Genomic DNA, 14,085 nt, shown 5'->3' with positions numbered 1-14,085 from the left:
CATCAAGTACCACCCTCTACTTGTAATCTAGCTTACTTTTATTAAAACGCTTACACAATAAAGATATTGTCCAAATTTTTAGAAATATTGTTTTTTTAGTGATTTCCAGATTTATAGTAAAATTGCATAGAGACGAGGTTTCTGTCCCCTCGTCCCTATGCTAATCTTTTGATAAATCGCTGAAACCCAGCTCTTCCCTCTTCATTTCTCTTAAAAACACCAGCATCTTCTAATACTTTCAAAAACTTTTTCCCTAATTCTTCTCTTACTAGTGATTCAATGTTTGCATTATTTGCAATCGCTTGGTATCGTACTTTCATTACATCAGCCCACGCTAAATGATAGGCGGCTACCATATGTGATTCACCAAGAATGTATTTTTCCACTTCCCCAAGCTCTTCTTTTAAGCGTGCAGGCAAAACGGCAAGCCCCATCACTTCAATCAGACCAATATTTTCCTTCTTAATATGATGTACATCGGCGTGTGGATGGAAAATTCCCAGTGGATGCTCCGCATTCGTTCGATTATTACGCAGCACCAGGTCTAGTTCAAATAGTTCCCCATTTTTACGGGCAATTGGGGTAATCGTATTGTGCACCGTCTCACCAGTTTTCGCCACAATCTCAAGTCCCTCGTCACTATAATTTTTCCATCTTTCTAAAACAAACGCCCCTGCTTCAACAAGCATGTTTATTTGTTTTGAACGAAGGCGAATTACGGACATTGGCCATTTGACAACAGAACACTCCACTTTCGGGAACCCTGCCATTTCAAAGATCCAGTCGGCCTCGGCCTTTGACATGGCAAACTCATAATGACCGCCTTGGTAATGATCATGGGATAAAATTGAGCCGCCGACAATTGGTAAGTCTGCATTAGAACCAACAAAATAATGTGGAAACTGTTTTACAAAGGTTAATAGCCGTAAAAATGATTTCGGGCTAACTTTCATATCCGAATGCTTTTCTGAAAGCAGGATACAATGCTCATCGTAGTAAACATATGGTGAATATTGCAAGTACCATTGATCTCCTAATAGATTCACCCGGATCATGCGGTGATTGGAACGGGCTGGATGACCAATCCGCCCCACATACCCTTCATTCTCCACACAAAGCAAACATTTCGGATAGTCATTCTTTTTTGCCGCTTGTTCTAGTTCAATACTTTTTGGATCTTTTTCAGGTTTCGATAAATTAATTGTAATATCTAACATCCCATATTCAGTAGTTGCCTTAAACTCGATATTGTTTCGAATCCGCTTCATCTGAATATAGTTGCTGTTTTTACTTAATTTATAATAATACTGTGTCGCCTTTTTTGGACTCTGTTTATATTTCTCCCAGAAAAGCTGATTAACGGTTGATGGGCGGGCGATAAGGCAGTTCATAATTTTGCTTGAAAAAATTTCTTTTTCATCAAAAATATCTTCTATAATCCCTTGAGCGCAGGCATAATTAACGATTTGATCAAGTAAATCAGGAATTTCGTCATATTTGCCCCTAGTCGATTCCAATTCCATAAACTCCTCCAAATGGAGAAGCGACAGGAGTTGATTGCGGGCATATCTTTCATCTACCCTCTCAATCAATTGTGTGGTTAACGCTTGATTGATTAATTGTTGGACTAAATTGTGAATCACTTATTTCACCTCAATCATTCTTTCTTCTTCTCAACAACAAAAAAATAGAAATAACATCAAAGTAAATTGAAGCTATTTCTATTTTTCACAGTGGGTTATTAATATTCATTTATCCTCACCACTACATTTGTATATGAAATGATGGGTGGTATTTACACATATTTCCGATTGTAATCATATAGCAGTCCTAAGAGACCGGCTAATCCGAGCAACATCATGCCCAGCTCGAGTTTACCAACTGTCTTTTGTCCGGTGATAATCAATGCCAAACAAATGATAAACACAACCATTTTTAGTATGATTAATACCTTAGCTTTCATTGGAAAAATCCTCCCAGCGGATTTCACTAGGCTCCAAGGTAACTTCTTTACTGTTTCCTTCTCCATCAAAGACTACCGTCGTTTGCTCCTTCATCGAATTGTTGACAATTGCCATTTTTCGAATGGATGGGTAGGCATGGACTTCACAATAGATGTTACTTGCATGCCATTTGTGGAATTCCTCTTCTTTATTGGCAGCATAGTATAGTGCGCGCATCAACAGCCTCGTGTTTTCTTCATTGTATGGAAGCCCTGCGATATAGACGGCTCTGCCTTTTCCAAATGAGTGGCTGGATAGGTGCACTTCTCCATTTGAATACTCAATAATCTCCGTCTCCTCTGACAATGCAAAAATATTTTTCATACCCTCACCAAAATTGAATTGGGTGCTGTCAGCAGAAATAAAATGCTCTTCGACAGGAGTCACAAAATATTTGTCTGTTGATAAACTGAATCCTAGTTCTTTATCAATACCTAAGGCAGTCGCCAATTGGAAATAATGGCCTTCATGTTGATAGGCTGTAGGCTCACCAATTCCTATGAAGCCGCCGCCGTTATGAATCCAGGCTCTGATGGTGGTGACTAACTTTTCATTCGTCCAATATTCCCCTCCTGAAAAAGCTGTTCCAGCGTCACCAGCATTAATGATGACATCAACATCCACGGGCACCCCATCATTGATGACGTCGTCAAAGCTAATGAAGGTAACATCCACGGCAGCCCCGCTCAACGATTCCAAAACACCTAAATAAGAATAAATTTGTTTATACCATAATGCATGGGCAACCATATGTGTCTGCCAAGTTCGAAGCCCGCCCCATGAATTCAAAATCGCTACTTTAAGGCCGCTGTAAGGTGTAACGCCTTTGATGATGTCATAAATTTCGCGGAATTCCCCTGTCACTTTTTCAATATAAGCAACAAAATCAGGGAATTGATAAGCAAGGCTCAAATAGCCGCCATAGCCAATCCGATCAACAGGATTCCTTAGTAATGCTCTTCGAGCCGTGACCCAATTTTCATTGGCCTCAATCACCGGGTTGTTCCCTTCATAAAACGTGTCCGGGAAGAAATAAGGTAAGAACCGACCTTCTGTATAACGGACATGTGGGATATCGGCAATCATTCGTAATGTAGCACCTCCGCCAACACTTCCAACCACGGCATCCAAGCCGATGCTTTCGAAGTATTTTCCATACGGTTCCGTACCAATCCAGTTATCACCAAGGAACATCATAGCTTCTTTGCCACTTTCATGAACGATGTCGACGAGTTCTTTGGCTTCCTTAGCAACAAACTGTTGAACAAAATCGATATAGTCCAAATAGGCTTGCGTCGGAATTCTGAAAGCTGTATTGTAGTAGCCTTGGTCAACAATGTCTTCTGGTCTTAAGCGGTAGCCTTTTTCTTGTTCAAAAGCATCTAGGGCAGCCACCGAAACACTGGCCCCATAACCAAACCAATCTACAAACTTTTCTTTGCCGAGATTATTAAACACCAGTGTAAAATGATAGAAAAATGTTGTGAATCTAACCACATCGGTATCCGGATTTTCTGTCAGCCATTGGTTTAAATAGGTTTTCATATATTCATTGGAGTATGGCTGTCTAACATCAAAAGGAATGTCATGCGGCTTATCGCCCCAATTGTTGGTAATATGATTGTACATTTGTGTAGGATCCCAAATCGCATAAACTAAGAATGACACGGTGTATTCATGCCAAGGAATTGCCTTCGTAATCAAGACACGATTGTCCTTTTTGCTTACTTCCCAATCATTCGTGTCGAGCACTTCTCCGGTTGTCCGGTCGATGACTTCCCAGTATTTCTTAGGATCATGGATGTAATCCGGCCGTAATTGTTCTTCAAAATAGCCTTTCATAAAATGAACTTCCAGTGTGTCCGTAAGTGCAGTATTGAACAAACTCATTAAATAAAGCTGTTGGCATTCATCCATGTGGCTCTCGGCGAACTCATTGTGGCCGCGGGCCACAAAATAAGTCGTATAAATTTTTGCATCCAATTGTTTAATATCATCATCTAATTTTGTTCCATCGCTATCTCGAATCGCATCCGCGCCCCATCGTTCCATCAATTCTTTTGTTTCTTTAAGAAAATTTTCTTCACTTGGCAAAGTAACGCGGCCTATTTTCTTTTTCATGTAAATCCTCCTCTAGTCTTTTAAACCGCCAAGGGTCATCCCTTGTGTCAATTTCTTTTGAACAATGATATATAAAATCAAGGTTGGCAGCATAACAAGAACCATTCCCGCATACATTTGGCCATAGTTTGCTGCTGATTTTTGTGCCGCCATTAAGTTCATCAGCCCAACAGGCAAGGTTTTATTTGGACCTGGGATCAAAGTCAGGGCAATAATGTATTCATTCCAAAAAGCAAGAAAGTTAAATAAAATGACAGCAATAATACTTGGCCGAGCCATCGGTATCATAATCGAAATCATCGTTTTGAAATATCCAGCCCCATCGACCAATGCAGCTTCTTCGTATGTTGATGGCAGTGATTGAAAATAGCTGGATAACAAGTAAATAGTAAATGGCAAAGCAGTCGCCGCATAAACCACAGCTAAGCTAAATAGATTGTCCAGTAGGAATCCATTTCCAAATTGTTCGCGTAAAAAGTTATCCCCGTCTAATAACATCAAGAAAATTGGAACAACTATGTAGTTCACATTGATAAATAATCCAGCTTTAAACAAGGAATTCATAAATTGACTGCCTCTAAAGGTGTATCTGGCCAACACATAGGCTGCTGGCAAGGCGACGATCAATAAAATGAGCAGCGCCAAGGCAGTCACCATGACCGAATTCAACATGTAGGTACCCATGTTTGCCTTTTGGAAAGCATCGATGAAGTTTTGAAAATAGAAGCCTTTCGGCATGACCCAAGGGCTGCCATAGAATTCCGAATTTTGCTTCACTGAAGCTAAGAAAACCCATGCCACAGGGATAATGATAGAGATTGCTAATGTAATCAGAGCGACGTAGATAAACAAGCGATAAGCTGTTTCTGCACTCATTCCTTTTTGTGTTTTCATTGTTCATGGACCCCCTTAATACTCCAGGACTTCCCGTTTGGTAACGCGACTGACAATCGCAGATAATGCGAATGAGAAAAGGAAGATTACCACCCCAATAGCCATACCGTAACCATAAGAAGAATTGGTGTAAGCCTGCTTATACATATAGCTTAAAAATACTTCCGTTGACCCGTCAGGACCGCCGCCAGTCATCGCCTGGACGAGAAGAAAGCTTAAATTAATTGTGCTGATAATGAAGAAGGTTAATGTTGTCCTAATGTTATTCCAAATCAACGGCAAGGTAATACTGAAAAATTGTCTGACTCGTCCAGCACCCTCCAAAGCAGATGCTTCATAAAAACTTTCTGGGATACTCGCCATACTCGACATATACATGACCATATAGTAACCAATCGCTTGCCAAACGAGTGCCCCGCCGATGCTATAGATGGCAATGTTTTGATCGCCAAGCCACATTTTTTGAAGGTTCTCAAGGTTAAATAAAGCAAATAGATTATTCAACAAGCCTGTGGTAGGATCATAAACCGCAGAAAAAATCCCAGCAATGACCACAACGGATAAGATATTAGGGATATAGAATATAATCCGGAAAAAGCTGTTGCCTTTCATCTTTTCTCTCGTTAACAAAGTGGCAAACAAAATCGCTACTAGCATGGTGATGATTGTGACGATAACAATCAATACAATACTGTTTTGGAGAGACCGAAAGAAGTTCATATCATTCCATAAGATTTTAAAGTTATCGAGCCCGACAAATACCTTATTATTAGAAAACCCACCCCACTTATATAAGGACATCCTGAAAACCTCAATCGTAGGGAAAATCATAAAAATGGTTAACAAAATCAGTGCGGGTGCCGTACAAACAAAAATAAAAATCCTTTTTTCCGTTGTCTTATTCATGGATATCACCTCATTTAATAAATATAACGGTGAGGAAGATACTCACCGTTATACTAGTGAACTATTATTTTAATGCTGACCGTAATTGGTCGCTCACTTTTTCAACGGACTCTTGCCAATCTTTTACTTTTTTATCACCAGAAACAATACTGTCGATCGTTCTGAATAATGTATCTGCCATGCTGACACCCTCAACGGCTTCTGTTGCGGCAAATCCACCCATACCTGCTTTAGCTCCGGAATCATAAATACTATAGAATAGCTTATTGTCACCGGTCAGCTTTTCGGAGATCCCTTCGATTGGTTGTATCGCACCAGCTTCTGCAAAAATTTCCGTTGCTTCATCGGAATAAACATACGTTAAGAAATCCTTCGCTGCATCTTTATTTTTAGCTTGAGCTGGCACCCACATTTGTTCGAAGAAGGTAAAGGCGTAACGATCACCGCCATTATCAATAGCCGGCAATGCTGTCATACCCCACTCAAAGCCATCCACTTTAGGTGCTTCTCCCATTTCACCAACGACCCACGTACCATTTGGCATAAACAGTGCTTTGTTATCAAGAATCAATTGTTGGTTTTTCGTGTAGTCTTTGTCATTGGCATTGGCAACAGTCGTTGGCTCTGTGTATTTAGCTAACTTTCCAACAATTTCAAAAACCTTCGTTGCTTCAGGAGATTCCCAAATGCCATCTTCATATTTCATCGCCTTATTGTAAAAGTCAGGTCCGCCAGCTTCTAATAGTAAAGAATAGAAGAATGCATCAAAGTAACCGGTGGTAGGGTAAGTGAATAATGCGATTCCTTCAGCTTTCGCTTTATCACCCAACGCCCACATCTCATCCCAAGTCTTCGGTACATCCCAGCCCTTTTCTTTTAACAAGCCGGCATTATAGAACAATCCAGTTGGACTGTAGAACATCGGTGCCATATAAGTTTTCCCGTCATTATAAGGGCTGGTCGCCAGTGTATCAGTAAAACCTGGTACCAACTTATCCTTAACCTTGACATCCTCACCATAAACGTTTTTATCCAAAACATCCGAAATGTCTTCTAAAGCTTTATCTTTAATCAAATTTTCTGTCAGTGCCAGTTTTCTTCCGGTTGCCAATAAAACTACATCCGGATAGTTCCCTGCTTTCATATTCGGGCTGATAACATCCTCGAGATTCTTATCCACAGTCAATTCAACATCAACTTTTGGATTTGCTGCTTCATACGCATCGATCACTTTGGTCCACATATCTTTACCATATGCTGACTCTAATGCTGCCACATGAAGGGTCTGTTGTTCACTAGAGGCTTTACCATTCTTTGAATCTACCTTTTGATCGTTATTACAGGCCATCAGGCCTAGAGATAACATTGCAATCGAACCTGCCAACAAAAGTTTCTTTTTCATGTTGATCCTCCCCTTATTTCTTTATATCTTTATAGGTAAAGTATACGTTTAGAAAAACGCTTTCACAATAAACATCTTGTTCTATTTTTTAGGTATCTTGCTATCCATTGTAATTATTCACTAAAAAACCTATAATTCAGTTTAATAGAATGCCTTTGAAGGAGGAAGTAATTTGTCGAATGAAATTTATGAGGTTCCACCATCAGCACGGGGCCATCTTCCAGTTAAACTTCTCTATGTAACAAAAGCAAAATACGATAAAGATTGGCATAGCACCAATCATACTCATCATTTTACTGAAATATTGTATATTACTAAGGGCAAAGGGACTTTCATTTTTTCAAAAAAAGAAATCCCCGTCAAAGAGCATGATTTAATTGTCATCAATCCGAATGCCGAGCACACGGAAAAGTCTGGTGTCGATCACCCCCTTGAATATATTGCACTTGGCATCCAAGGTCTAGCTTTTTCATCTCCAGATGATCCGGGATTAGAGGTCACTTTTTTCAATTATAAACAGGAGCAAAACGTCTATCTCTTTTACCTCCAACAATTGATTGAAGAAGTTGAAAACCAAAAAGAAGATTATGAGTTGCTCATACAAAACATATTAGAAATTTTGTTGCTTAAAATGATGAGGAAAAAGGCATTTACATTGGAGGAAACCTCTACTAAAAAGATTAGTAAAGATGTTGCCTTTATCAAAAATTATATTAAGCAGTATTTTCGTGAAGAAATCAATTTGGATACTTTAGCTGAGGTTGGTCATATCAATAAATACTACCTTGCTCATTCCTTTAAGAAAGCATTCGGTGTTTCTCCGATTGAATACTTGATTCAAACCCGTATTCGGGAAAGTAAAATATTATTAGAAACCACCAACTACCCGATTTCTAATATATCAACCATTACCGGCTTTTCTTCCCAGTCCTTTTTTGCTCAATCCTTTAAACGGGTAACCAATCTTTCTCCTTCACAATACCGAAATGCCAAAAACTCTAATAAAAGTAAAACAAGGAAATCAAAAAGTAATAAGTAAGTCATAATAAAAAATGCCGCCCTCACTTTTGTGTGAGAGCGGCAGCTTATACATGTTTTTTTTAAAAGTATTCAATAAACAATGAATTAGGTGAAATTCGGATTGTTTATACCATTACTTTACATATATCATTTGTAAATTCTACCGGATCCTGGATTGGTAGTCCTTCTATAAGTAGTGCTTGATTATATAGTAACTTTGTATACAGATTTAATTTTTCTTTATCATTTTCAAAAGCTTCCTTTAATGATTGGAAGACTTCATGATCTTTATTAATTTCTAACACCTTATCTGCCTTGATGTTTTGATTATCAGGCATGGCAGCAAGTATTTTTTCCATTTCTATGGATATGTCACCCTCTGTAGCCAAGCAAACAGGGTGAGACTTTAACCGTTTTGAAACTCTAACATCTTTAACTTTACCTTCTAAAATGTTTTTCATATAGTCAAAGATTTCTTTGTTTTCGTTTGCTTCTGATTCGGAATCGCTCTTGTTATCTTCCGCTTCAATTCCTAGGTCTCCGCTTGAAATAGATTTGAATTCTTTTTCCTTGTAAGTCATTAACATTTTGATGGCAAATTCATCGATATCCTCAGTGAAGTAGAGAATCTCAAAGCCGTTTTCAGTAACGAACTCTGCTTGCGGCAGCTTATCGATTCTTTCAATCGATTCACCAGAAGCGTAGTAAATATATTTTTGTTCTTCTGGCATTCTTGATACATATTCATCCAACGTTACGAACTTCTTCTCTTTTGAAGAGTAGAACATGATTAGGTCCTGTAATACTTCTTTATTGGCACCAAATTCACTATAAACCCCGTATTTTAACTGGCGGCCAAATGATTTATAAAACTCTTCATACTTTTCTCGTTCATTTTTTAACAAGCTTTGCAATTCGCTTTTAATCTTTTTGTTGATATTTTTTGAAATAAGCTTTAATTGGCGATCATGCTGGAGCATTTCTCTTGAAATGTTAAGAGACAGGTCCTCAGAGTCAACCATACCTTTGACAAAGCTAAAATGGTCCGGCAGCAGGTCAGCACACTTGTCCATAATTAAAACGCCATTTGAATAGAGTTCTAAGCCCTTTTCAAATTCCTTTGAATAAAAGTCAAATGGAGTTTTTTCAGGGATATATAAAATGGCATTATATCGAACTGTCCCATCCACACTGATGTGGATATGTTTAATAGGCTTATCAAAACCGTAACGTTTTTCTGCGTAGAAGTTCTCATAATCAGCATCAATTAATTCACTTTTATTTTTTCTCCAAATTGGAACCATGCTGTTAATTATCTGTTCCTCTACATATTCCTCGAACTCGTTTTCACTGCCTTCTTTTGGTCTGCTGCCAGAAACATCCATTTTAATTGGGTAGCGAATAAAATCTGAGTATTTCTTAATAATTGACTTTAAACGATACTCTTCTAAAAACTCATCATAATTCTCATCTTCGGTATTTTCTTTGATTTTTAAAACAATCTCAGTACCTAAAGAATCTTTCTCAGCAGATTCGATTGTGTAACCCTCTGCTCCATTCGATTCCCACTTGTATGCTTCCTCACTGCCTAATGCCTTACTCGTTACAGTAACTAGGTCTGCCACCATAAATGCAGCATAAAAGCCGACGCCGAATTGACCAATAATGTCATAGCCGTCCTTTAGTTCGGTTTCCTTTTTAAAGGCTAATGAACCGCTTTTCGCAATAGTACCAAGGTTAGTCTCAAGTTCTTCCTTGGTCATACCAATGCCTGTATCAATAATTTTCAAGGTTCTATTTTCTTTGTCAGGGATTACTTTAATAAAGTAGCTATCCTTATCGAAGCTTAACGTATCATCTGTTAACGCTTTGTAATAGATTTTATCAATCGCATCACTTGCATTAGAAATTAACTCTCTTAAAAATACTTCACGATGTGTATAAATAGAGTTAATCATCATTTCTAACAGCCTTTTGGACTCAGCTTTAAACTGCTTTTTTGCCATCGAAATCTCTCCTTACTTATTGGATTAAATAGTTTTTTAACCATTAGCACTCTCGACCTCAGAGTGCTAACACCGACATTATTTAAATATCACAAATCCTTGGAGGTTGTCAATAAAATAGCGACACACTTTTAAATGTGCCGCCTGCTTTTATTTTTGACTTTGGAGGATCAATTGTAAACCCAATCCAATATAAATAGTTCCTACGACTTTTCCCTGCCAGCGGGACATCATGCTATTTTTTGCAAACAGCTTATTACCTAGTGAACTTGCTAGAAAGGCTAAGGTCGAGGTGTACATAATACTCATTAATACAAAGACTAACCCTAGAATTAATAGTTGATAGACCACTGGGGGGCCATTTGTTTTAACAAATTGCGGAAAGAACGCTAGGAAAAATAACGCCGTTTTTGGGTTAAGTAATTCAATTAGTAATGCATGTCGAAAAGATACCCCAGATTTCTCTTTTTTTACATTTGGCTGTTCCTGCTTTTTTGCTGATTCGAACAATGCCTTTATTCCTAAGAAGATTAAATAGGCTGCACCTAAATACTTCACCACTTCAAAGGCTAATGCTGATGTCATTAGAATGGCCGAGAGTCCAAGAACTGCTGCAATCGTATGAACTAAGTCTCCAACAGCAATACCAACACCGGTAATGATTCCAGCCCTTAATCCGCCTTTTACGGTTTGAGTCAAGGTCAATAACACTGCTGGCCCTGGGATTAGAAAAAGTATCAGCACGACCAAAATAAACGCCAACATATCCCTCTCTCCTATACACGTGATTACCACTATCTTATCATAATATTCTTGGAATTAGCTTTTTAAAAATGAGGAACCTGGAGATTGGCTGCTCTTCGGTCACTCCAGGCTTCCTGCATTGACCCAAATGACTTTTCTACATCTCTTCGGTCACTCCAGGCTTCCTGCATTGACCCAAATGCTTTTTCTATATGCTCTTCGGTCACTCCAGGCTTCCTGCATTGACCCAAATGACTTTTCTACATGCTCTTCGGTCACTCCAGGCCTCCTGCATTTACCCAAATGCTTTTTCTATATGCTCTTCGGTCACTCCAGGCTTCCTGCATTGACCCAAATGCCTTTTCTACCTGCTCTTCGGTCACTCCAGGCTTCCTGCATTTACCCAAATGCTTTTTCTACATGCTCTTCGGACACTCCAGGCTTCCTGCATTTACCCAAATGCCTTTTCTACATGCTCTTCGGACACTATGAACCTATCATAGTTACCCAAACACTTTATTATTCCATCTCTCGGTCACTATAACCCTACACAAAAAAACCGACATTATTTTTTGTCGGTTTCTTCTGATTTTATTACCAGCAACCTATGATCTTCAGAGCTTTCAACGATATGCTTGAGTATCGAAAGTTTGTTTTCCCAAAATTTTTCGTAGAAGGAAAGCCATTGTTTTAGTTCCGTTAACGGCTCAGGGTGCAGCCGATAAATTTTTTCTCTCCCAACCTTTCGTCCGCTTACCAATTCTGCTTCTGAAAGGACTTGGAGATGCTTGGCAATAGCTGTACGACTCATAGGAAAATGAGATGTTATTTCTGAAATGGGTAACTCTTTTTCCGCGAGTAACTTAAGTACTTTTCTTCGGGTGGGGTCAGCAATCGCTTGAAATACATCATGCTTTTGTGCGGAGGGTGACACTTAGCTCTCCAATAGGGTACGCAGTTTTTGAACGATACCTGCCCATCCCTGAGACATATTATCACGAATAGCAGAAGCTTTTTGGTTTGCCTTGCCAATAATTGCGTCAGATTGAGGCCAGCCGCCATGAATAAGGGTGAACTCTGTTTTATCACCCAAATCCTTTAAAGTAAACGATAAAAACCAGCCATCCGTATCCCAAATGAACGACAGAGAATGAGGAGGATTAAATTCAGTCACTTTACACGGAGATGGACCAAATGGAGATTGGATATGGAATTCATATCCTACTTCTGGTTTAAAGTCATTAGGCATTAACCAAGCTGCAATCCCTTCTGCAGTTGATACTTGTTCCCAGACCTTATTAATAGGTGCATGAATGACAACTGTTTGTTTAATATCTTGTAATGTATTTTCCATTGATTTCTCCTACCTTCACACTTTGATATAAAACCATTTGGTTTCGCTTCCTGAATTATATAAAACCATTTGGTTTCATGTCAACGAAAATTTTCTCATTTACTTTTCCCATTACAACCCTTTGCCATACAAAATGACACTTCTATGCAGAAGTGCCAAAATTTCAAACTCTATGACTCTGTTCTAAATAAATCGTTTTCTTGTCATAATAACGGGCTAAAAAATGGCCGGTTAAGGAAGCAAGGATTTGCTGGAATAGCATTCCAACAACTACCGGTACAGCAACTGCCGGAGAAAAATAGGTAACAGCAATAACAGCCCCGGCACTTATATTTCTCATTCCACCTGAAAAAGTCAAAGAAACGACTGTTTCTCGATCACTTCTAATTAGTTTACCGATTAGAAACGAAAACAGGTAACCGGTTAACGCAATAAAAAAGACCACTAGGATGATACTAACTAGTTTTAAATTTATATTTTTTAAATAAGGTGCAATGACTGCTCCATTTAGCATGACTACAACGCCAAGGCTGATTTTTGAAAAAGGTGCCAAATTTGCACTTAACTTTTTCGTCACATTCCTCTTTAGAAGCTGATTTAGCAGCATTCCAAGAATCGAAGGCAAAACAATCATTCCAACTAATCCTTGCATGATACTTATAAAGTCCATTTCAATTTTCTCCCCTATTAAGAAAGACAAACAATACGGAACAATCAACGGGGAAAGAATCGTATCTATAAGAATAATGGATAAGGTCAATGGGATATTTCCTTTATAAATTGAAACCCACATAAAGCTGGTTATTCCAGTAGGAATGGCCATGCTTAACACAATGCCTGTAATCGTAAAAACATCCTCTTGAAACGTTATATGACCGACACCCAAGGCCCATATTGGCATCAGGATATGCAATAACACCATCGCAGCAAGTATTGGAAGCGGATGCCTGACCACATCTGATAATGATTTAAAATTCGAGTTCAAACTTCCTGCAAATGTCATAAACGCAAATATCCAAGGAATTAAATAGGAAAAGTCTGTAATATAAACAGAAAGTAAAACTCCCAATACTACACTTGTGGGAGTAATTAAGGGCATAATTTTTTCTAGTTGTTTATTTATCTTCTGCAGCATGTTGCTTCTCTCCAAGCTTATTTTCTATATTCGTTCCAAGCCGTAAGACCACCTTCTAAGACTTCGACTTGATAGCCGAGACCGTCAAGAATATCGGCACATTTCGTGGCGGAATTTCCAGTGGTGCAGGTAACAACGATTGGTTGTTCCTTCGTTATTTGTGCTAGCTCATCCCTTTCTTCAAGATTGAAAATTACCGTTTTCGGGATGTTAAGACAGAGCACCTGTGAATCTTCAATATGGTATTCATTATATTTTTCTTCTACTCGAACATCTAGCAGAAGTACTTTTTCTTCTCCTTGCATTCTTTCATGAAGTTCTTTTGGACTAATTTTTTTCAATGTTAACACCTCCATTACAAAGAATATCACATTTTCAATATTTCGGTATTCGACAAAAATTACAAGTAATATTTCTAGGCTGAGTCATTAACTGATTTTGTCCGTAATACATCTCAGGTCTTAGGAATAATTAAATCTCTGGTGCATTGGTAGTTTTTG

14 protein-coding genes are annotated in these 14,085 nt (G+C 38.6%); 1 reads left to right on the top strand and 13 read right to left on the bottom strand.

The genetic code is table 11. The features are described 5' to 3' along the window. Positions 1-155 precede the first annotated feature (155 nt). The 6 genes from galT to J2Y03_RS09930 all read right to left on the bottom strand — a co-directional run bounded on the left by galT (position 156) and on the right by J2Y03_RS09930 (position 7,326). Positions 156-1,643: a UDP-glucose--hexose-1-phosphate uridylyltransferase gene (galT, locus tag J2Y03_RS09955; RefSeq protein WP_310193469.1), complete on the bottom strand. Its 1,488-nt coding sequence runs from the start codon at positions 1,641-1,643 to the stop codon at positions 156-158. 152 nt (positions 1,644-1,795) lie between these two features. After that, entirely contained in the window at positions 1,796-1,963 is a 168-nt protein-coding gene (locus J2Y03_RS09950; RefSeq protein WP_283954005.1) for a DUF6903 family protein, read from the bottom strand. Continuing rightward, the gene (gnpA, locus tag J2Y03_RS09945) at positions 1,953-4,124 is read right to left on the bottom strand and encodes a 1,3-beta-galactosyl-N-acetylhexosamine phosphorylase (protein ID WP_310193466.1); all 2,172 of its coding nucleotides are present in this window, start codon (positions 4,122-4,124) and stop codon (positions 1,953-1,955) included. The genes J2Y03_RS09950 and gnpA overlap by 11 nt, the downstream gene beginning before the upstream one ends. A 12-nt stretch (positions 4,125-4,136) precedes the next feature. Then, positions 4,137-5,018 carry a carbohydrate ABC transporter permease gene (locus J2Y03_RS09940; protein WP_283954003.1) on the bottom strand — a complete coding sequence of 294 codons (882 nt, stop codon included), beginning with the start codon at positions 5,016-5,018 and terminating at the stop codon, positions 4,137-4,139. 15 nt (positions 5,019-5,033) lie between these two features. Beyond that, entirely contained in the window at positions 5,034-5,924 is an 891-nt protein-coding gene (locus tag J2Y03_RS09935) for a carbohydrate ABC transporter permease (RefSeq protein ID WP_310193458.1), read from the bottom strand. Between the two features lie 64 nt (positions 5,925-5,988). Next, positions 5,989-7,326: a carbohydrate ABC transporter substrate-binding protein gene (locus J2Y03_RS09930; protein WP_310193456.1), complete on the bottom strand. Its 1,338-nt coding sequence runs from the start codon at positions 7,324-7,326 to the stop codon at positions 5,989-5,991. A 172-nt stretch (positions 7,327-7,498) separates the two neighbouring features. Here J2Y03_RS09930 and J2Y03_RS09925 point away from each other — a divergent pair, with 172 nt between their 5' ends. Beyond that, entirely contained in the window at positions 7,499-8,365 is an 867-nt protein-coding gene (locus J2Y03_RS09925) for an AraC family transcriptional regulator (RefSeq protein ID WP_310193453.1), read from the top strand. A 106-nt stretch (positions 8,366-8,471) separates the two neighbouring features. Here J2Y03_RS09925 and htpG read toward each other — a convergent pair whose 3' ends face one another. The 7 genes from htpG to J2Y03_RS09890 all read right to left on the bottom strand — a co-directional run bounded on the left by htpG (position 8,472) and on the right by J2Y03_RS09890 (position 13,935). After that, positions 8,472-10,352 (bottom strand): molecular chaperone HtpG, encoded by a 1,881-nt coding sequence (gene htpG, locus J2Y03_RS09920; RefSeq protein WP_310193450.1) that lies wholly within the window; start codon positions 10,350-10,352, stop codon positions 8,472-8,474. Between the two features lie 150 nt (positions 10,353-10,502). Then, positions 10,503-11,117 carry a LysE family translocator gene (locus J2Y03_RS09915; protein WP_310193448.1) on the bottom strand — a complete coding sequence of 205 codons (615 nt, stop codon included), beginning with the start codon at positions 11,115-11,117 and terminating at the stop codon, positions 10,503-10,505. A gap of 62 nt (positions 11,118-11,179) precedes the next feature. After that, positions 11,180-11,323 (bottom strand): hypothetical protein, encoded by a 144-nt coding sequence (locus tag J2Y03_RS09910; RefSeq protein ID WP_310193445.1) that lies wholly within the window; start codon positions 11,321-11,323, stop codon positions 11,180-11,182. Between the two features lie 338 nt (positions 11,324-11,661). Next, positions 11,662-12,030, bottom strand: a complete 369-nt coding sequence (locus J2Y03_RS09905) for an ArsR/SmtB family transcription factor (protein WP_310193442.1) — start codon at positions 12,028-12,030, stop codon at positions 11,662-11,664. Continuing rightward, positions 12,031-12,450: an SRPBCC family protein gene (locus tag J2Y03_RS09900; protein WP_132095873.1), complete on the bottom strand. Its 420-nt coding sequence runs from the start codon at positions 12,448-12,450 to the stop codon at positions 12,031-12,033. Positions 12,451-12,613: 163 nt separating this feature from the next. Then, positions 12,614-13,585 (bottom strand): bile acid:sodium symporter family protein, encoded by a 972-nt coding sequence (locus tag J2Y03_RS09895; protein ID WP_310193439.1) that lies wholly within the window; start codon positions 13,583-13,585, stop codon positions 12,614-12,616. A gap of 17 nt (positions 13,586-13,602) precedes the next feature. Continuing rightward, on the bottom strand, positions 13,603-13,935 hold the full coding sequence (locus J2Y03_RS09890) for a rhodanese-like domain-containing protein (RefSeq protein WP_310193993.1): 333 nt from the start codon (positions 13,933-13,935) through the stop codon (positions 13,603-13,605). Between the last annotated feature and the right edge of the window lie 150 nt (positions 13,936-14,085).

Origin of the sequence: Neobacillus niacini (assembly GCF_031457145.1) — a bacterium.
In the GTDB taxonomy this organism is placed as follows: Bacteria; Bacillota; Bacilli; order Bacillales; family Cytobacillaceae; genus Neobacillus; species Neobacillus niacini_J.
This window is presented reverse-complemented; position numbering and strand designations above follow the sequence as displayed.